Origin of the sequence: Vibrio sp. 2017_1457_13, from assembly GCF_030851525.1 — a bacterium.
Taxonomy (GTDB): Bacteria; Pseudomonadota; Gammaproteobacteria; order Enterobacterales; family Vibrionaceae; genus Vibrio; species Vibrio metschnikovii.
Genome location: NZ_VHTA01000001.1, coordinates 161,244 through 180,430, shown reverse-complemented (window position 1 = coordinate 180,430; position 19,187 = coordinate 161,244). Strand labels below are relative to the sequence as shown.

General features: G+C 44.2%; 18 protein-coding genes. 14 read left to right on the top strand and 4 right to left on the bottom strand.

The window, feature by feature from the left end; translation table 11 throughout:
• Positions 1-4 precede the first annotated feature (4 nt).
• The gene (locus FKN88_RS00805; RefSeq protein ID WP_306687071.1) at positions 5-3,073 is read right to left on the bottom strand and encodes an FAD-binding and (Fe-S)-binding domain-containing protein; all 3,069 of its coding nucleotides are present in this window, start codon (positions 3,071-3,073) and stop codon (positions 5-7) included.
• Between the two features lie 275 nt (positions 3,074-3,348).
• Between FKN88_RS00805 and FKN88_RS00800 the strand changes: the two genes are divergently transcribed.
• From FKN88_RS00800 to FKN88_RS00770, 7 genes are all read left to right on the top strand, one after another.
• Positions 3,349-4,038: a DUF3334 family protein gene (locus FKN88_RS00800; protein ID WP_004395442.1), complete on the top strand. Its 690-nt coding sequence runs from the start codon at positions 3,349-3,351 to the stop codon at positions 4,036-4,038.
• Between the two features lie 199 nt (positions 4,039-4,237).
• Positions 4,238-4,921, top strand: coding sequence for a DUF2786 domain-containing protein (locus FKN88_RS00795; RefSeq protein ID WP_004395443.1), 684 nt, complete (start codon positions 4,238-4,240; stop codon positions 4,919-4,921).
• A gap of 246 nt (positions 4,922-5,167) precedes the next feature.
• Positions 5,168-5,836 (top strand): OmpA family protein, encoded by a 669-nt coding sequence (locus FKN88_RS00790; protein ID WP_004395444.1) that lies wholly within the window; start codon positions 5,168-5,170, stop codon positions 5,834-5,836.
• A 120-nt stretch (positions 5,837-5,956) separates the two neighbouring features.
• Positions 5,957-6,967 carry a J domain-containing protein gene (locus FKN88_RS00785; RefSeq protein ID WP_306687070.1) on the top strand — a complete coding sequence of 337 codons (1,011 nt, stop codon included), beginning with the start codon at positions 5,957-5,959 and terminating at the stop codon, positions 6,965-6,967.
• Between the two features lie 154 nt (positions 6,968-7,121).
• Entirely contained in the window at positions 7,122-7,307 is a 186-nt protein-coding gene (locus FKN88_RS00780; RefSeq protein ID WP_083797756.1) for a hypothetical protein, read from the top strand.
• A gap of 266 nt (positions 7,308-7,573) precedes the next feature.
• The gene (locus FKN88_RS00775; RefSeq protein ID WP_158138332.1) at positions 7,574-7,969 is read left to right on the top strand and encodes a SulA-like leucine-rich domain-containing protein; all 396 of its coding nucleotides are present in this window, start codon (positions 7,574-7,576) and stop codon (positions 7,967-7,969) included.
• Positions 7,970-8,149: 180 nt separating this feature from the next.
• On the top strand, positions 8,150-9,253 hold the full coding sequence (locus tag FKN88_RS00770; RefSeq protein ID WP_170906695.1) for a phosphoribosylaminoimidazolesuccinocarboxamide synthase: 1,104 nt from the start codon (positions 8,150-8,152) through the stop codon (positions 9,251-9,253).
• Positions 9,254-9,311: 58 nt separating this feature from the next.
• On the opposite strand, the gene FKN88_RS00765 is transcribed toward FKN88_RS00770, so the two are convergent.
• Positions 9,312-9,710, bottom strand: a complete 399-nt coding sequence (locus FKN88_RS00765) for a transporter (protein ID WP_154168420.1) — start codon at positions 9,708-9,710, stop codon at positions 9,312-9,314.
• 348 nt (positions 9,711-10,058) lie between these two features.
• Between FKN88_RS00765 and FKN88_RS00760 the strand changes: the two genes are divergently transcribed.
• From FKN88_RS00760 to FKN88_RS00745, 4 genes are all read left to right on the top strand, one after another.
• A complete protein-coding gene (locus tag FKN88_RS00760) occupies positions 10,059-11,747 on the top strand; it encodes an NAD-dependent malic enzyme (RefSeq protein ID WP_004395448.1) in 1,689 nt (562 codons plus the stop codon).
• Between the two features lie 101 nt (positions 11,748-11,848).
• Positions 11,849-12,172, top strand: coding sequence for a DUF3392 domain-containing protein (locus FKN88_RS00755; RefSeq protein WP_306687069.1), 324 nt, complete (start codon positions 11,849-11,851; stop codon positions 12,170-12,172).
• Entirely contained in the window at positions 12,145-12,903 is a 759-nt protein-coding gene (locus FKN88_RS00750; protein WP_199244796.1) for a vancomycin high temperature exclusion protein, read from the top strand. The genes FKN88_RS00755 and FKN88_RS00750 overlap by 28 nt, the downstream gene beginning before the upstream one ends.
• Positions 12,904-13,052: 149 nt before the next feature.
• Entirely contained in the window at positions 13,053-13,883 is an 831-nt protein-coding gene (locus FKN88_RS00745; protein WP_154168422.1) for a DUF2797 domain-containing protein, read from the top strand.
• 61 nt (positions 13,884-13,944) lie between these two features.
• Here FKN88_RS00745 and FKN88_RS00740 read toward each other — a convergent pair whose 3' ends face one another.
• On the bottom strand, positions 13,945-15,204 hold the full coding sequence (locus FKN88_RS00740) for a cysteine desulfurase-like protein (RefSeq protein WP_373567165.1): 1,260 nt from the start codon (positions 15,202-15,204) through the stop codon (positions 13,945-13,947).
• Positions 15,179-15,835 (bottom strand): 2OG-Fe dioxygenase family protein, encoded by a 657-nt coding sequence (locus tag FKN88_RS00735; RefSeq protein WP_186459779.1) that lies wholly within the window; start codon positions 15,833-15,835, stop codon positions 15,179-15,181. Before FKN88_RS00735 ends, FKN88_RS00740 begins: the two co-directional genes overlap by 26 nt.
• A gap of 398 nt (positions 15,836-16,233) precedes the next feature.
• Here FKN88_RS00735 and FKN88_RS00730 point away from each other — a divergent pair, with 398 nt between their 5' ends.
• The 3 genes from FKN88_RS00730 (at position 16,234) to trxB (ending at position 19,164) form a co-directional block, all read left to right on the top strand.
• Positions 16,234-16,698 (top strand): MarR family winged helix-turn-helix transcriptional regulator, encoded by a 465-nt coding sequence (locus FKN88_RS00730; protein ID WP_004395454.1) that lies wholly within the window; start codon positions 16,234-16,236, stop codon positions 16,696-16,698.
• 12 nt (positions 16,699-16,710) lie between these two features.
• Entirely contained in the window at positions 16,711-18,063 is a 1,353-nt protein-coding gene (locus FKN88_RS00725) for an MATE family efflux transporter (protein WP_004395455.1), read from the top strand.
• 141 nt (positions 18,064-18,204) lie between these two features.
• Positions 18,205-19,164, top strand: coding sequence for a thioredoxin-disulfide reductase (trxB, locus tag FKN88_RS00720; RefSeq protein ID WP_158138323.1), 960 nt, complete (start codon positions 18,205-18,207; stop codon positions 19,162-19,164).
• The last annotated feature ends 23 nt before the right edge of the window (positions 19,165-19,187 follow it).

Sequence of the window (19,187 nt, the reverse complement as noted above, 5' to 3'; positions counted from 1 at the left end):
AGGGTCATAGGATCTCTAACAAGGCTTGGATAGGATGCCTTGGTTGTATCTCCTCAAAGCGCTTCACTTGGCTACGACAAGAGTAACCGGTCATCAAACAGCGTTCTTTAGGCAGTTTATCTAAATTTGGCTGCCAGCTTAAGGCATAAATGTCTTTCGACATCTGTAGCTTATCCACTTCATGACCAAAGGTACCTGCCATACCACAGCAACCTACAGGTACGGTGTGCAACTCAGCCCCAAAGTGGCTGAAGATCTGCCCCCACTCTTTTTCAGCATTAGGTAACTTAGTTTTTTCGGTGCAGTGAGCCAATAAATACCAAGGCGCTTGTGGTGCCTGTCCTTGATCAATATTCGCTTGAGTAACATTGGCTTGCGATGGTATCTCAGCCAATCGTGGTAATAACCATTCATGTGCGGTAAGCACTTCAAACTCGCCCCGTTGCTGACCTAAAATCTCCACGTATTCATCGCGATAACAAAGCACCAGAGCCGGGTCAACCCCAACCATAGCAATATTAAGATCCGCGACTTGAGATAGAAAGCCAGCCGTACTGGTTGCTGTACTCTTAAAGCGCTGTAAAAAGCCCTTAATATGTTGCGCTTTACCATTAGGCTTAAACGGCAGCAAAATCGGTTTTTTACCCAGCTTAATCACCAGGGCGATAAAATCTTCCACCACTTGCGCATCATAATAACTGGTGAAAGGGTCTTGTACGATAATCACATGTTCAGAGCGCTGCTGCTGAGAAAGCGCCATCAATTGTTGGCGATCAAACGGCACAATATTATGACGACGAGCTCGCGCCGCTAAGGTCGGGATAGATAACCGAGGGGTATCGACATAGCCGACTGTCGCCGCCGTTAAGCGTTCAATCCATGGCTGATCAATAACCGCATTGACCACTTGTGGCGCTTTCGCCATCAGCGGTAACATGATTTCGATATTAGCCACTAAATAATCTTTAACCGGACGCGGATAGCGAGTGTGATAAAGATTTAAGAAACGTGAACGAAAACTCGGCACATCCACTTTAATTGGGCATTGGCTAGCGCAGGCCTTACAGGCTAAACAGCCATTCATCGCTTCATACACTTCATGAGAGAAATCATACTCATGAGAGGGACGAATACGCTGCCGAACGCGATCCAATAGGCTTTTGATACTGGCTGTTTTCTGCAAGGCTTGTTGCTCTAAATCGAGAATATCAATCCCTTGCTCCGTCAGTTGACGCAACCATTCACGCACTAAACCCGCTCGACCTTTTGGCGAGTGACGACGGTCGGCGGTAACCTTCATCGATGGACACATCGGGGAGCTAGTGTCGTAGTTAAAACATAGCCCATTGCCGTTACATTCCATCGCTTGCTTAAAGCTGTCACGAACTTTAACGGCAATCTGCCGATCAAAATAGCCACGCTTGGTATCCGATACTTTAACCAGCTCAAAACTGCTATTAAGGGGCGTACAAATCTTACCGGGATTCATCTTATTGTGAGGATCAAAAGCCGCTTTGACGCGGCGTAATTCGGTAAATAGATCCGCTCCAAAAAACTCAGGGCCGTACTCAGAGCGATAACCCTTACCATGCTCCCCCCACATTAAACCGCCGTATTTCGCCACCAGCTTAACGACTTGATCGGAAATCTCATGCATCATTAACTCTTGCTTGGGATCGCATAAATCAAGTGCGGGACGCACATGCAATACGCCAGCATCCACATGACCAAACATACCGTAACTGAGGCCTTTGTCGTCAAGCAGCGCGCGAAATTCACTAATAAAATCCGCCAAGTGCTCCGGTGGCACACAAGTATCTTCGGTAAATGGCACCGGTTTAGCTCGTCCTTTGGCCGCGCCCAATAAACCTACTGCTTTTTTACGCATAGTATAAATACGGTTAATACTGGCTAAATCATCACACACTTGATAACCAATAATCCCGGCTTGCTGCTGACTGATCATCACATCTAAACGCTGGGTCAATTGCGTGACTAATTGTTTTACCTGCTCTGGGTCTTGGTCTGCATACTCAACCATATTGATTCCGAGCAATTCCTTGCCAGGCACATCGGTTAACAAATCACTGACGCTATGCCAAACAATGTCTTGTTTCGCTAAATTGAGTACGTTTGAATCTAGCGTTTCCACCGATAACGCATTGGCTTCAATCATTAGCGGCGCATTACGTAATGCCGAATCAAAACTGTCATATTTGATGTTAACTAAGGTTCGCGCTTTAGGAATTGGGGTGAGATTGAGTTTGGCTTCGGTAATAAAAGCCAATGAACCTTCAGCGCCGCACAGTACGCGGGTGATATTAAATTCGTCAGTATGTTCATCAAGAGCATTTTTTAAATCATAGCCAGTTAAAAAACGGTTTAAAGGCGGAAACTTGGCGACTATCTGCTCTCGCTGGTTACGGCAGACGGTTTCGGTAACCTGCATGGCTTTTTCAGCATAGCTATTGGCTTGCGGGTCGCCCCGTGAACCGTCGGTTTCTAAGATTGACCCATCGGCAAATATCGCTTGTAGCGAGAGAACATGATCGGAGGTTTTACCGTATTTGAGTGAACCTTGGCCTGAAGCATCGGTATTAATCATCCCACCCAATGTAGCTCGGTTACTGGTGGAGAGATCCGGTGAGAAAAAATACCCATAAGGGCGCACCGCATCATTCAGTTGATCTTTAATCACACCAGCCTGAACCCTTACCCAACCTTGCTCTGGATTGATTTCAAGGATTTGATTCATATGGCGAGACAAGTCAACCACAATCCCTTTGGTTAAGGCTTGACCATTGGTGCCTGTCCCGCCTCCACGCGGAGAAAACGTGACACGTTCGAATTCTGGCCTAATACTTAATTGACCGATAAGCGAAACATCATGGCTAGTTTTAGGATGAACAACCGCTTGTGGAAGTTGCTGATAAACGCTGTTATCAGTAGACACGGCTAAACGACTGGCATACTGTGTTTCGATATCGCCCGTAAACCCAGCTGTTTTTAACTCATGTAAAAAGGTTAAAACAACCGGATCAACATCAGATTGGAGGTGAAGTCTTGGTAACATTTGCTTCCTGCCCGAACGCCGCTGATCCAATCAGCGCTATGTAATGGGTGAGTTTTAATTTATTTTTTTGAGTCCGGTCACTTTACAACATTTAAATCAGTGATCAAATCAGAATCTTAACAACAATAGAGTTAAGCCATTTTTTAGATAACGGAAGAGTTGAAGGTCAGCTAAATCCAGCTATCGTTAAGTAAACACAGATACATTTTCGTCGCCTACTTTCCTAAGCGGTCATTGATTAACCACTTAGCCCTGACACACTCATGGACCTAGATATGAAAAAAAATAAAGTCGTTACCACAGAAGATATTCTATTGAAACTTTGTCAATCGGTTTCAACCGTACTCTCCTCAGCCACGGGTTCGAACATCACCTACTCGGCAATGGTACAAAAAATCACCAAAACGTCACTCAAACCAGACTTTGGCTGCTTCGTTTTGTTTGATGGCGGATTTTCTGGTTTAGTGGTAATTAACTTCACTTCTAAAGCCGCTTTAGAAGTGTATACCCAATATATGCGCAATATGGGCATGCCAGAAGATGAACTTGCGGTATTACACACCTCCGACGAAGTTGGTGATGTACTCGGTGAACTGATGAACCAACTGGTCGGTGATTTCACCAACAAAGTACGCAAAGAGTTACAAACCAACATCACTCAAAACCAGCCGAAAATGTTGTCACTCAACAAACAAGTTAACTTATCGGTTGATACTAACTTAGATCGACCACAAGCCCGCCGCGTAACCTTCTCGACCGAAAATAATAATATTTTCTATCTAGAATTGGCCATGGATCGCACTGAGTTTATTCAATTGGAAGACTTTGAAATTCAGGAAGATGAAAGTCCAGACTCTATTTTAGCTGATACACAACAAAAGATGGCCGACAAAGCGGCCAATAAAGCGGCAAGCCAAGCAAATAGTGACCTCTCCGCCGATTTACTCGATGAACTAGGTATCTAACCGAGTATCTATCTTTACCCTACTTGAAGTTGTCGCTTACCAACCGAGCCGCAACTTCAAGTTACCATCAAGATAACATCGAATTACCGGTTAATTCGTCCCGCCGGTAGGCGAATATCCAGCATCCCTTTCACTCCTTAGATAAAAACGGTAAAATAGCTGACTTTTCTTAGCGCTGCGGAACCGATTTTATAATTCGATGGATAAACAAAAAGCCTTAAAAAAAATAGCCAAATGCCTAGAGTTAGGTAACTCCGCTAATGTCAATGAAGCGGCCAACGCGATCAAAATGGCCCACCGGCTGATGCTCAAATATGGGTTGGATAAAGACGATATTGAGTTTATTAAAATGGGCAAAACCCAATCAACTCATCTTCTGCCTGCCTCCATCAGTTCCGGCATTTTACGTATTATCCGAGGCATTAATACCAAATTTGGTGTTGAAGCCGTTTTGATCAATCATAAAGGTTTAAAACGCGTCGAATTTATCGGTGAGGCAGACAGAGCGATTTTTGCCGCCTTTGCTTTTGATATTGTTTATCGTGAAATGAATGAACAGACTGGGCAGTTTCGCAACAGTTTTGCAGGCAGTGGCACACCAACGACAGAAGTCTCGCGGCGCGTAAATTCGTTTTTATCCGGTTGGGTAGAAGGCGCACTGGAAAAATTGCCAACCATTACGCCTGACGAAAACTCAATGAATAAAATCAACAGTTACATTGATAAAGAGTTCGAAAACATTGATCGGGAAACCTTTAAGCAACAGCTACGTGATGCGATGAAGAACATCACCGCAGATTATGAAGTCGGGCTCAAAAAAGGCCGTAAAGTTTCCGTTAATAGACCGATTGATGGCGCACAAGCGCCAAAACGACTTAAATAACCTTTCGTCTATAACGCTCAATTAAGTGATGCGAATGTAAAATTTAGATCAATGGATTGACTTTATTCGATAAGTTTTGTTTATTTCAGGCTAATTCCAGTGGACTCAAGGCGTCTTCCCTATCGCCCCTACCGCTGGATGACCAACAACTTCCAACCAAAGCTTAAAAAGTTTAAGGCTATAAACTACACATGGCGTAGCCAATAAGCGGAAATGAACACATACTGCCAACACGGAGAGAATACATTGAAAAAAATCACGCTGGCGATGGCACTGGTCATCACATTGTCTGGCTGTGCTGCCACACAAAGGCAAAATGCCACAACAGGCGAATCAGAAACGAATGCCGCCACTCGCGGAGCATTAATTGGCGCGGTAGCTGGTGCGGCCGCGGGTTTAGCCACTGGTGATAATGCGAAACAGCGCCGTCAACGCGCTTTAATTGGTGCGACTGGTGGCGCGGCTGTAGGTGGTGGTGTCGGTTACTATTTTGACCAACAAGAAGCGGCTTTGCGTGAAGAATTGCTTCATTCAGGCGTACAAGTTCAACGTGTCGGCGACAATCAACTTTTATTGCGTATGGAAAACGGCATCGGTTTCCAAACCAACTCTTATCAACTCGACTCAAGCATTCACCGTACACTACGCGGCGTAGCCAAAATTCTTGTCCAATACCCAGACACCAGTTTAGTGATTGATGGGCATACCGACAGTACTGGTGGTGATACCACTAACCAAGTGCTATCGGAACGTCGTGCTGAGTCAGTGCGCAGCTTCTTGTTGTCACAAGGGGTCGCTCCAGGACGAGCTATCGCGCGAGGTAATGGCTCTCGCTTCCCAATTTGTACCAATAGTACTGTGGAAGGACGAGCTTGTAACCGCAGAGTAGACATTCAAATTTTGCCGCTAAAATAAGCCCTCCAGCAAGGCAAGTTTAGTGAACAAGAGTATACTTAGAAGGCCCTTAATTGGGCCTTTTTCTCATTAGCACCGATACGGTGATCACAACCATCAACTCATTAGGACACGCTGAGCATGCACGTTTTATCACCCTGGTTACTGCTGTTTTTCACCTTGGTGTGTTCATGGCCTATTGCCGCGCAAACCGATCAAGTTCGCCAACAAGCTCGCTTAGGTAATCCGGAAGCACAATTTCAATTAGCAGTGAGCTATCAACAAGCGCAGCAATCAGACCAAGCCTATTACTGGTTTTTACAAGCGGCAGAGCGCGGCTATCAACCCGCAATGACACCACTAGCCAATGCTTATTTACAGGGTCTAGGTACGTCTACTGATGTAACCCAAGCTCTACTTTGGTATACCAAATCAGCCACCTTAGGTGATGTTGAGGCAGCCTTAGCAATGGGACGTTTATATCAACAAGGAGAATATCTCCCTCAATCATTGCTCATGGCAGAAATTTGGTATCACAGTATTGCGGATCGCCATCCGCTAGGTGAACAACGCTACAGTGAACTATTACAACAACGTTTTAATCAACGTCGAGCCAATCAATTAATTGCCTTACAAAATCTCGAAATACAAGCGCAACAGGACGGTTTAAGGAACGAGGACGAAGATAAGGCGTTACAAGAACGCCAAACTCAAGATCATACGATGTCGTTGATGAGCGATTTTTTGTTCGTTTTAATTGGCCTATTGTTAATTATGGGCATCTTGTCTCTGTATCGTTCAATCAAAAACAAACAACAGCATCAAGCCGAGCAATTAAATATGGAACAAAAAGAGCAGATCCAACAGCAAGCGGCGATTATAAAACAACAAAAACGTCAACTTGATAAGCTCTATCAAGAGTTTAAAAAACAACAACACCAACAGGCACATCACCAACACGACCAGACTTTTTCTTTGGCCTGCGCCCTACTCGGTTTTCACCCTCATCGATTACCCGATGAAAAAATCATCAAACAACGCTATAAACAACTGAGTAAAATCTATCATCCCGATCTGCAAGGCAACGAAGAAGAGATGAAACGTCTCAACGGCGCGATGAAAATCATCAACCAAAGGTTAACTAAGCGTTAATAATTATAATAAACATATCGCAACCTCTTCTAAATAAATTAGAAAGCAAACGATTAGCATCGCAAAGCCAGTAACAGATACTTAACTTAATTACTGAGCATGTGCGATAATCTGCACAGATTAAACACCAAACAGAATAAGGTGGGGAGAAGTAATGTTTACTGTGATCGGAGTGTGCGATTGGTGCAAACTGTCAAACCAATTAACTAAGCATGAATATATTGACGGTAAAGCGCATTATTCTTGTCCAAATTGCCATGATCTGGCAAGAATGGACGTCAGATTATTCAATCTTGATGAACTCGCCTCCCGTGAACGACAAATGCACCAAGCATCCTAACCTCGATAGAAGCGCCGCCAAGGCGCTTTATTGTTAAATAAATTCCCTTTTCATCTCTCATCTCAACAAACTGTAAATTTGATCACAAATTCACATCTTTCATCTACTCTCTCGTTCAAAAAACAACCGCTTATTTATCAATCATCTAGGATAAAAATGACGACTAAATGTCAGAAATGAACCAAAAACGAACACATTTACCACTTGATCATCATCCACGCCTCAACTACTGTATATACATACAGCATGTATATGAGGACAGTATTATGCTTAACACTACCTTCCATTATTCAGACACGATTTACGAGACTTGCACAGTCAATCACCACAGCGTACCACTGCTCAATTATCCTATGTTGTCTCGATTAGCTCAGCTATCCGAGCAACACCAATGGATTCTCTATACGGCACAATGCCCGCGTCCTCACTATCAACAATTAAGCATACACCGGATCCAGTGCCATAAAATTATTCATATGAAGGCTTCACGTTCAGGTTCTGAAATAGACATTGTGCTCAAAGCGATTCAATCAGGCAATGCCAGTGCTATTGTTGCTTCGGCAGGTATCGATAAAGCAAATCAACGCCGTTTACAACACATGGCGAAACAGCACCAATGTGAAGTTTTTTTCCTGAACAAAAACTCGCCGGTCTTTCATTAACGACGGTACCCCGAGCAGAGACTGAATCCATCAATAACCCACCAAGGCAAACGTTTGCTTTTTATATGGCGACAGAAAATAGTTCTGGTATGATGCGTGCCATAAACAAGACCCAATGGTCGGTTTACAAACCAGAGGGTCTTTCTTGTCAACGCTGTTTAATCCAGATAGGAATGTTTCATGAGTCTTGCTGATCAAGTTCTTGCCGTCAATGACGACCTCCCCATTCGTACCCACTTGCCTGTACATAGCGGTAAAGTCCGCTCGGTTTACTGGCTTACCGAACAAGACAGTCAGCGATTGATCCAAGAAAAAGGTTATCCGATTGCCAAAGATGCACCACTGGCAATTATGGTGATCAGCGATCGTATCTCTGCTTTTGATTGTATTTGGCATGCAGAAGGTGGATTAAAAGGCGTTCCCGGTAAAGGCGCGGCGCTCAATGCTATTTCTAACCATTGGTTTAGCCTTTTCAAACAACAAGGGTTAGCCGATAGTCACATCGTCGACATTCCTCACCCTTTAGTGTGGATAGTCCAAAAAGCCAAACCGATTAAAATCGAAGCGATCTGCCGCCAATACATCACTGGATCGATGTGGCGTGCTTACGCTAAAGGTGAACGCGAATTTTGTGGTATTGCTCTGCCTGATGGATTGGAAAAAGATAGCCTACTCCCTGAGCTACTGATCACGCCATCAACCAAAGGGATTTTAACTGGGATCCCTGGTATTCCTGAAGCCGATGATGTGAATATCACTCGACACGATATCGAACAGAATTTCGCTGCATTTAACTTTACTCATCCTGCTGATATTGATCATTACGAAACGCTGCTTAAACAGGGTTTTAGCGTGATTAGTGAAGCATTAAAAGCCATCGGGCAACAGTTTGTTGATACCAAATTTGAGTTTGGTTATGTTACCGATGCCAATGGACAAGAAAAACTGATTTATATGGATGAAGTTGGTACGCCCGACTCTTCGCGCATTTGGGACACCGAATATTATCAAAAAGGCCAAATCGTCGAAAATTCAAAAGAAGGCTTCCGCCAATTCTTGCTTGGTTACTTCCCTGACCCAGATATTTTACTCAATAAAGAACGGATGACAGAGCGCGAAGCATTGGCACAAAATAATGCGCTTCCGGTAGAAGCACTGATGGACATTTCGCGCACCTATTTAGGCATTGCAGAAAAAATTGTCGGCCACCCTATCAAACTGAGTAGCCATCCTAAACAAGAGATCATCGCTATATTGCGTGATCAATACGATTTGATTGTCTAACGCTGTTTTTTACCCGCACTCATCATCTGATCGATGGGTGCGGATGATAATCAAAGCGCTAACTCACGGGCAAAGCGGGGTTAACGATCACCAAAAACTCATCCCCCTGAGCGGGCTGTAATTTAACCTCGGCGCTTTGCTCGATCAACAGAACCTGCGCAGGCTCTAATCCATAAGGCATGATCAGTGTTAGCTCTTCTATCCCTTCGGCTTTAGCCAGTTTGAGCAATGCGATGAGATTGGCTTCGTCACTTCGACGGCTAGATAACGTGCTTAAGGCCAAATCCCATAGTCGCTCTTCATGGGTTTTACTCTGTTTAACGGTATCTTGCCAGACGGTACCGAAAATCGGAGCAAAGGAGGCTAATACATCAGAAAAATTCCATCGCTTGGTACACGATGCTCCTAAAAAGCTCGCATAATCAAACACGACAGAAACTCGTTGTGATTGTTGCATGTTTACCTCAATGTAAAAATCTATCCTAGCGGGCTTACTATTATGCAGGAACACTTATATAGCAATACGATATGTAAAAACAATCTTTTATGGGAAGTATTCTCTTCTAACTGGAATATAAAAAATCAAACTTGTAACACTATATACCGACTATGTTTCTGATTGGTACTCTTCTCGTCAACAGAAGGTTATCCATCAAAAAGTACGCGAGAGTGACCGATTTAACCTTTAATTAAGTCTATAATGAAAATAATCACTTAAACGGAAAGGCTTATCTATTTACAACTTAGCGGATAAGCCGCTATCATTTTTAACCATCTGTTCCCACCTACCCTACATAGGCACCAAATGAATAACGATAAACGTCCGCTTTATATTCCTTATGCTGGCCCTGCGCTACTTAGCACCCCTTTATTGAACAAAGGTAGTGCCTTTAGCGCCGAAGAGCGTGCATCTTTTAACTTGGAAGGCTTACTTCCGGAATCGACAGAAACGATTCAAGAACAAGTGGTCCGTGCTTACCAACAATATTGCAGCTTTGAAAGTGATATGGATAAGCATATTTACCTACGTAATATTCAAGACACCAACGAGACTCTCTTCTATCGTTTAGTACAAAACCATATCTCTGAAATGATGCCGATCATTTACACCCCGACGGTTGGCGCTGCGTGTGAGAATTTCTCTAATATTTACCGTCGTGGTCGTGGGCTATTTATCTCCTACGCTAACCGAGATCGTATCGACGATCTGCTTAATAACGCCGCAAACCATAACGTTAAAGTGATTGTGGTGACTGATGGTGAACGTATTCTCGGCCTTGGCGACCAAGGGATTGGAGGGATGGGCATTCCAATCGGTAAATTATCACTTTACACGGCTTGTGGCGGAATCAGTCCGGCCTATACCTTACCTATCGTATTGGATGTCGGTACCAATAACCCGCAACGCTTAGCAGACCCAATGTACATGGGCTGGCGTCATCCTCGGATCACCGGAGCCGAATACGATAACTTTGTCGAAGATTTTATCCAAGCGGTACAACATCGTTGGCCAGATGCGTTAATTCAATTTGAAGATTTTGCGCAAAAAAATGCCATGCCACTGTTGGAACGCTACAAAAATCGCATTTGCTGCTTTAATGATGACATTCAAGGTACAGCGGCGGTCACCGTTGGCTCACTACTGGCGGCTTGTAAAGCGGCAGGTAGCCAATTATCACAACAGCGGATCACCTTCTTAGGTGCAGGCTCTGCTGGCTGTGGCATTGCTGAAGCGATTATTGCCCAGATGGTCTCCGAAGGGATCTCCGATGCTCAAGCTCGTTCACAAGTCTATATGGTCGATCGCTGGGGTCTATTAGAAGAAGGGATGCCGAATCTGCTTGATTTCCAACAGCGTCTGGTGCAGAAAAAAGACAATACACAAGATTGGACTTCTGAAGGTAATGGTTACTCATTGGTCGATGTAGTGCGTCATGCCAAACCAACCGTGTTGGTGGGTGTTTCAGGCGCTCCGGGTCTGTTCAGTGAGGAAGTGATCAAAGAGATGCATGCGCATTGCCCTCGACCAATTATTTTCCCTTTGTCTAATCCAACCAGTCGAGTTGAAGCGACACCTGCTGACATTATTCATTGGACAAATGGTGAAGCGTTAGTCGCAACAGGAAGTCCGTTTGCTCCCGTCATCCATGATGGTAAGACGTACGCGATTGCCCAGTGTAATAACAGCTATATCTTCCCCGGGATTGGCTTAGGCGTACTCGCCGTGGGCGCAAAACGAGTGACCGATGAAATGTTAATGGAATCGAGCCGAGCCTTATCACTCTGCTCACCACTAGCGATTAATGGTCACGGTCCGCTTCTACCACCATTAGAATCGATTCATTCTGTCTCGAAGAAAATCGCCTTCGCTGTTGCTAAAAAAGCGATAGAACAAGGTGTTGCGTTAGAAATTACGGATGAAGCTTTGGACGTTGCCATTGAACAGCATTTCTGGCAACCTGCTTATCGTCGTTACAAGCGTACTGCTTTTTAATTCGTCCCGTTGAACAAAGCGTTAATAGGAGCTGTTAATTTTTGCACTGTTTTGTCGTGCAACGTTAGCAGCTCCAAGGCTTTAATCACTAGAGCACCGATATGATGAGTTTTTTTGCCCCAGCCGGTCAGTATCTGGCCCCCTATCTTGCTGAAATCTCGATGGCGCTAATCGCCTGCTGGTTGGTAATGCTAGGCGGAGAGGTGAATGCGTTACTGCGTCGCCTGATGCATAACCAGCATTTTATTATCCGCACTTTAGTCTTTATTATCGTCAATGCGTTTGGTTATGGCTTACTGATTGTCAAAGCCAGCCCTTACCTAACTCGCACACTGGCCAACTTAGAGCGAGGCATGATGTTTAGTATCATCATGATCAGTTTTATTGTGATAGGTTTATGGGCACAAAAAAACCGACAAATTTAATGATTGGCCGACTGAAAACGCTTTTACGTTGGTTTCTCCGCGGCGTAGCCTTGCTGATGCTGCTTTTCCTGATAGCCGTAGCCGTCATTTTTTCTATCGACCGCTGGGTAAGCTGGCAAACTCAACCGCATATTATTAGTGATATCAATAAATTACCCAAATTTGATGTCGCGGTGGTGCTAGGAACCAGTAAGTACCTTGGGCGCACCTTAAACGATTATTATCTACACCGTATTGAAGCGGCGATTGAGCTTTATCAACTCAATAAAACCGATTATTTTCTTCTGAGCGGCGATAATGCTCATCGTTCTTATAACGAACCTTGGACGATGAAACGCGATTTACTCAAAGCGGGCGTGCCCGATGAGCAGATCTATCTCGACTACGCTGGCTTTCGTACTTTAGATTCGATTGTCCGAGCGAAACGCATTTTTGATACCGATGATTTCTTGATCGTCACTCAACGTTTTCATTGCGAGCGTGCGCTCTTTATCGCTCAACATCACGAGATTAACGCTACTTGTCTAGCCGTTCCCGGTCCTAAAAATCATCTAGGATACAAAGTACGTTTACGTGAAGTCTTCGCAAGAAGCAAAGCGGTTTTAGATCTTTACTTCCTCGATACGCAACCAAGGTTCTTAGGTCCCAAAGAACCTATCCTGTCTGAATCTCGTGATAATGGTACACTAAGCGAGAACACTGTCGATGAGTCTGATTGGACTCAAAAGTAATCACATAATTCTAAACCCAAACGACCGAAAACACGCCGATAATAACCTATGCTCTGGCTTACGGATCTCAATAATCTGTTGATTAACTAGGTCATAAGCAACGTAAGTTTCGGTCAGTAAGGGATAACACTACAAAAAAGAGCGATGTCATGTCTTTAACTATTCGCGGCGTATTACAAAAAATGCGCGCTCAACATCATCAAACGGTTCATTACCAACTTCCCGTTGGCGAGCATTTGATCGACCTTAATCCATTGATTGGTAAAACACTGACGCTTCACCATACGGGTAATATTTTTTGCCATTCATGCGGCAAAAAGACCAAAAAAAGTTACTCTCAAGGTCATTGTTTTGTATGCATGAAGAAACTTGCTAGTTGCGATATGTGCATCATGAAACCAGAGACCTGCCATTTTGAACAAGGCACCTGCCGTGAACCTGAATGGGCACAAAATCACTGCATGGTCGATCATTACGTTTATCTCTCCAACACCTCGAGCTTAAAAGTCGGCATCACTCGCCATAATCAAATTCCGACGCGCTGGATAGATCAAGGAGCCACTCAAGGATTACCGCTGTACAAAGTCAAAACTCGACATATTTCAGGCTTACTCGAAGTCGAACTGGCTAAACACATCGCTGATAAAACCAATTGGCGAACGCTACTGAAAGGGGATGGTGAACCTCTGCCCTTAGCCGAACACGCTGCAAAGTTAACACCATTATTAGCAGAAAAAATTACCGAATTAAAACAACAATTTGGAGATGATGCGGTAATTGAGTTGAATGAGAGCGGTACCGAGATCAGTTATCCGGTTGAACAACATCCGATTAAAATCACTTCCCATAATTTTGATAAACAGCCATTAGTTAGTGGTGTGTTACAAGGTATTAAAGGTCAATATCTGATTTTTGATAGCGGCGTGATCAATATTCGCAAATACACCGCTTACGAAGTAGAAGTGAGTTACAACGAATAATATCGGAAATAATCCAGAGAGCCATCGAGCAAACAAGTTTGCCCGATGGCGACTGGCGGCGTTACTCGACGAGCGATACCGGCTTAACCAATGGCGCCAATACGTTAAAAAGCTGATCGATTTCTTCAACGGTGTTGTAGTGCATTAAACCAATTCGCACCACTCCACCTTTCGCTTCTAACCCTAGTTGACGAATCAAACCTAGCGCATAAAAATGGCCATTCCAGACACAAATATTTTGTTCACCTAACGTCTTGGCTATCCATTCTGGTGAATGAACAGCGATACGAATCGCGAACGTCGGTGTACGCTTATCGCTGTCCGCTTCCCATCGACCATACAGTTGAGCTTGCGGTAATTGTTGTAATTTACGCAGAAAATAACCACTCAGCTGCTGCTCATGTTGATTAAATTGTGCAAAACTCTGCGCCAAACGTTGACGTAAAGGCGCACCGCTTTCTCCCCATTGAGCCAAATAATCAATCGCAGCCACTAAGCCTGCTAAGCTTTCAAAACTCTGGGTTCCCGTTTCAAATCGGCCGGGACCAATATTGGTTGCGGGTTCCACTTTATAAGGTTGCAAACTGTGTAGCCATTGAGAGTGGATATAGGCAATACCGATGTGGGGCCCGAAAAATTTATACGCCGAACAGACTAAGAAATCACACTCCAAATCTTGGACATCAATTAAATGGTGCGGCGCATAATGCACAGCATCAATGAACACTTGAGCCCCTACCGCGTGAGCTGCCTCGATAACCCTTTTGACATCGACGATTGAACCCGTCGTATTAGACGCATAAGTCAACGCGACCAAAGTTGTTTGAGCATTAATTAGGCTTAAAAGATGATCAATATCCAGCGTACCGTTTTCAGGATTGATCCTTGCTTGATGAACAAGCGCCCCTTTATCTTGTGCGGCCTGTTCCCAGCTCGATACATTAGAATAATGATCCAAGGCCGTAACAACCACTTCATCACCCGTTTGCCACTCTCGACTGATGCTGCGACTGAGTTGAAACGTCAAGGAGGTCATATTCGCACCGAAGACAATGTTACCCGACGATTCAGCATTGAGTAGCGCTTGAGCCGATTCTCTTGCTTGTAACATGAGATCCGTTGTCCGTTGGCTCGAAAAAAAGTGACCACCAAGATTAGAATTAAAGTGACCCAGATAATCCGTCATCGCTTGTAGCACTGAGCGAGGAACCTGAGAACCACCGGGCCCATCAAAGAAATACACTGGCCGATCATGGTGAGTCTGGGCTAAAGCAGAAAACTGCACCCGTGCTTGCTCAGGAGTGAAACTCATGGCGACCATCCTTAGCGGTTAGAACAAAAACATCCATGTGCCCTTCTTGAGTATGATCCACCGAGCGAATGGGACTCGCGTTGTGCCATAACTTACTGTCTGCGAGTATCGCCACCTCGCCATTATCAAGCACCTTACGGAAAAATGGCGCTTCATGGCAGTCGTTGTAAAGCATTATGTCACCACCAACGATATTATGACGGTCAATACTGACTAAGGCGATATGATCAAACCCATCTTGATGAACGCCTTCTGGAGCGACTTGAGTTTCATCATAAATCGCCGTGACTCGAATTTGATGAATCTCTATCTCTTGCCCATTAGGTAACTCATTAGCCTGCATAAATAACTCGCACACCTCACGCATTCCCTCACTATTGAGTGTCTCGGCAAGAATCGGCTCAAACTGACGAATAATATCCCCTTGAAAATGGTTAATGTCTTCACTTTGCACAAACTCATTTTTTCCAAGGGAAACCACTTGACCATCTCGATACTGAATCACGGAATAACGACGCAAGCGGTATTTACCATCCGCATGTTCGGTATGGGGCAGCGTGGCAAACGATGGCGCTAATTGGCGCGTGGCCTCTGGACTTAAATGAGTTATTTGTAGGGTTGTTTCATGTGCAGATAACATTATTGACTCCTTAATGAAAACACATGTCAGATACTTTTAGTTAACATTATATTCACATAAAGAATACGCAGAAATACGCTTTATTCAAGCCAAGCAGACAATAAACCCTAAGAGACAGCAACAATAAGAAATAAAAAGCCAATTAATGCATTAAAATTAGACTAATAAACCAAAAACTAACATTGCATAGCCCAAATTTCAGACTCACACACCAAGAAAAATAAAAATTAAATTAAAACAAATGGTTATACATAAAAACTGTCTTAGAATACTAAAGCGTAATCTAACCATTCATTCCATTCGACTGGCCTGTCGTTCCATGGATTGAATAATGATTTTCTTGTTACCACGGAAATCATTAGTTAGACTAACTAAAAAGATAAACGCAAGAGTAAATTATGGACTTAAGGCATAGCCTACAGCGCTTAGAGTGGCACTTATGGCATCATTGGCGTGAACAAGCAAAACATAATGGTCATTTAGAGTTAACCAATAGTGAATTGCAGTATATCTATACCTTACTTGCCTATGCGGAACAGGGCATTCGTTTAACCGAATTGGCTGACCAGATGAAGGTGAGCAAAGCTTCAGCGAGTGCCATGGTCAATAAGCTGCAAAAACAAGGTTATATCATTCGTGAACCTTGCCTGGAGGATGCGCGAGCACAGCGCCTATTGCCGAGTGAAAAAATGTTGGCCATGCAAGAATATGAAGCAGAGGTGTATCACTCCGCCATTGTGCACTTTCAACAGACATTAACCAGCGATGAGTTGAGACAATTAGAACAGTTGTTAATGAAAGCTTGTCGTGATTTAGATCTTGGGGGCATGGAGCCGCCTCAGCTCACCTCTCGTCCTTATTAATTGAGAAACAACATGATAAATTTACAGCGCACTTCTGTCGGTAAAGCGTTTTGGCACTACACCTTGCCATCGATTGCCGCATTGATGGTCAGTGGTACCTATCAAATTGTCGATGGTATTTTTGTTGGCCACTTTATCGGTGCCGATGGATTAGCCGCAATTAGCTTAGCGTGGCCATTTGTCGGCGTATTACTCGCCTTTGGTATGATGATTGGCATGGGTGCAGGGGCTCATACGTCGTTAAAAATGGGCGCAGGTGAAACCTCGTCTGCAATTAATTATTTGATCCACGGCCTACTATTACTGGTCGCTGTCGGCTTGCCGCTAGGCATTGCACTGCACTTTCTAAGTCCAATGTTTTTGCATTTTCAAGGTGCAACAGATGGAGCTTACTTACAAGGAGCAGATTATCTGTATTGGATGATGGCTGGCGCTCCGATTGTTCTCGGCAGTATTGCCTTACCACTGTTAGTACGTAACGCCGGAGCACCACGTTTAGCAACACTCGCGATGGGAATTGGTGCGATCAGTAATATTGCCTTGGACGCCCTATTTATTGGTTATTTCCGTTTTGGATTGCAAGGGGCAGCGATTGCTACTCTACTGGGGGAGCTGATCTCCGTCGCCATCTGTTTAAACTATTTACTGAGCCGTCGCAGCCAACTACCTATCTCAAAACAAGCTTTTCACTGGCAAAGCAAAGCCGTGTTCGACATTCTAAAAACCGGCTTGTCGAGTATGCTGATGTACCTATATATCAGTTTTTCTATTGTGCTGCACAACATGCTGCTGCTCAAACATGGTCAAGCCATCCATGTTGCTGCTTATAGTATTGCTGGTTATTTACTGACTTTTTACTATCTGATGGCCGAAGGCACTGCAGGAGGGATGCAGCCTCTGACCAGTTTTTACTACGGTGCGAATCTTAAACAACGCGTCAAAGCAACGTTTAAAATCGCCAGCGCATTTACCCTAGGCAGTGGTATTTTCCTGGTTCTGGCGATTCAATGGTCACCCAGTTTCTTTGCACAATTTTTTATTGCTCAAGGCGATGAAGCACTGCTCTCCACCACCACATGGGCAATGCGGTTGTTTTTATGTGCCATGTTTTTAGACGGTTTTCTTATTTTAACCGCAACGTGGTTTCAATCCTTAGGATTAGGCAATAAAGCGACGTTTATTACCATGAGTAATATGATGATTCAGATTCCTTTTTTGTTGGTTTTGCCCCATTTCTTTGGTTTAAATGGCGTATGGCTCGCGGTTCCGCTGTCCAATATCTGTTTATCCTTACTGGTGGGTTTTATGTTGTATCGCCAATGGAAAAAACTCGGTCATCAACCCGATTCATTAGTCATCCCCTAGCGAACCTCTAATAACTTGATGTGGCCAGTGGTGGAGGCAGCTCACACCACGGCTTCAAGTAGCAAGGGGATATATGGCTTTTCATCCCGAACATTATTCCTTACAATCGATTAACTTTTTAGAACTCACAGCGGAGTCATCATGAGCGATGTAAAGCATTGTAAACTACTTATTTTAGGCTCAGGCCCAGCTGGCTACACCGCTGCCGTTTACGCAGCGCGTGCGAACCTAAATCCAGTGTTAGTCACTGGGATGCAACAAGGTGGTCAGCTTACGACCACCACGGAAGTGGAAAACTGGCCAGGCGATCCAGAAGGATTAACCGGACCCAATTTAATGGAGCGGATGAAGCAACACGCAGAGCGCTTTGAAACTGAAATTGTATTTGACCATATTAATCAGGTCGATTTTTCAACGCGCCCTTTCCGCTTGAAAGGTGATAGCCAAGAGTACACTTGCGATGCGTTGATTATTTCAACCGGTGCTTCCGCAAAATACTTAGGCCTACCTTCTGAAGAAGCGTTTAAAGGCCGAGGGGTTTCTGCTTGTGCAACATGCGATGGATTCTTTTATCGTAACCAAAAAGTCGCGGTGGTCGGTGGCGGTAACACCGCTGTCGAAGAAGCCTTGTATCTTGCCAATATCGCCTCTGAAGTTCACTTAATTCATCGCAGAGATACCTTTCGCTCAGAGAAAATTCTTATTGACCGTTTAATGGATAAAGTCAACAACGGTAATATTGTTCTACATACCAACCGCACGTTAGATGAAGTGCTTGGCGATGAGATGGGCGTGACCGGCGTTCGTTTAAAAGACACACAATCTGATCAAACCGAACAACTCGATGTCATGGGAGTTTTCATTGCTATCGGTCATCAACCCAATACCGACATCTTCCAAGGTCAACTTGATATGAAAGATGGCTATATTTGGGTTCAATCTGGCTTAGAAGGTAATGCCACTCAAACGAGCGTAGCTGGAGTTTTCGCTGCGGGAGATGTGATGGATCATAATTACCGTCAAGCCATCACTTCTGCTGGTACAGGTTGTATGGCCGCACTCGATGCTGAGCGCTACCTTGATAGCCTCAATAACAAATAAAAAACCATCGATTGTGCCTCCTG

Excerpts from the sequence above, each read along its gene's own strand:
- FKN88_RS00805 (WP_306687071.1), bottom strand. The coding sequence starts at position 3,073 with ATGTTACCAAGACTTCACCTCCAATCTGATGTTGATCCGGTTGTTTTA.
- FKN88_RS00800 (WP_004395442.1), top strand. The coding sequence starts at position 3,349 with ATGAAAAAAAATAAAGTCGTTACCACAGAAGATATTCTATTGAAACTT.
- FKN88_RS00795 (WP_004395443.1), top strand. The coding sequence starts at position 4,238 with ATGGATAAACAAAAAGCCTTAAAAAAAATAGCCAAATGCCTAGAGTTA.
- FKN88_RS00785 (WP_306687070.1), top strand. The coding sequence starts at position 5,957 with ATGCACGTTTTATCACCCTGGTTACTGCTGTTTTTCACCTTGGTGTGT.
- FKN88_RS00780 (WP_083797756.1), top strand. The coding sequence starts at position 7,122 with ATGTTTACTGTGATCGGAGTGTGCGATTGGTGCAAACTGTCAAACCAA.
- FKN88_RS00775 (WP_158138332.1), top strand. The coding sequence starts at position 7,574 with ATGCTTAACACTACCTTCCATTATTCAGACACGATTTACGAGACTTGC.
- FKN88_RS00770 (WP_170906695.1), top strand. The coding sequence starts at position 8,150 with ATGAGTCTTGCTGATCAAGTTCTTGCCGTCAATGACGACCTCCCCATT.
- FKN88_RS00765 (WP_154168420.1), bottom strand. The coding sequence starts at position 9,710 with ATGCAACAATCACAACGAGTTTCTGTCGTGTTTGATTATGCGAGCTTT.
- FKN88_RS00760 (WP_004395448.1), top strand. The coding sequence starts at position 10,059 with ATGAATAACGATAAACGTCCGCTTTATATTCCTTATGCTGGCCCTGCG.
- FKN88_RS00755 (WP_306687069.1), top strand. The coding sequence starts at position 11,849 with ATGATGAGTTTTTTTGCCCCAGCCGGTCAGTATCTGGCCCCCTATCTT.
- FKN88_RS00750 (WP_199244796.1), top strand. The coding sequence starts at position 12,145 with ATGGGCACAAAAAAACCGACAAATTTAATGATTGGCCGACTGAAAACG.
- FKN88_RS00745 (WP_154168422.1), top strand. The coding sequence starts at position 13,053 with ATGTCTTTAACTATTCGCGGCGTATTACAAAAAATGCGCGCTCAACAT.
- FKN88_RS00740 (WP_373567165.1), bottom strand. The coding sequence starts at position 15,204 with ATGGTCGCCATGAGTTTCACTCCTGAGCAAGCACGGGTGCAGTTTTCT.
- FKN88_RS00735 (WP_186459779.1), bottom strand. The coding sequence starts at position 15,835 with ATGTTATCTGCACATGAAACAACCCTACAAATAACTCATTTAAGTCCA.
- FKN88_RS00730 (WP_004395454.1), top strand. The coding sequence starts at position 16,234 with ATGGACTTAAGGCATAGCCTACAGCGCTTAGAGTGGCACTTATGGCAT.
- FKN88_RS00725 (WP_004395455.1), top strand. The coding sequence starts at position 16,711 with ATGATAAATTTACAGCGCACTTCTGTCGGTAAAGCGTTTTGGCACTAC.
- trxB (WP_158138323.1), top strand. The coding sequence starts at position 18,205 with ATGAGCGATGTAAAGCATTGTAAACTACTTATTTTAGGCTCAGGCCCA.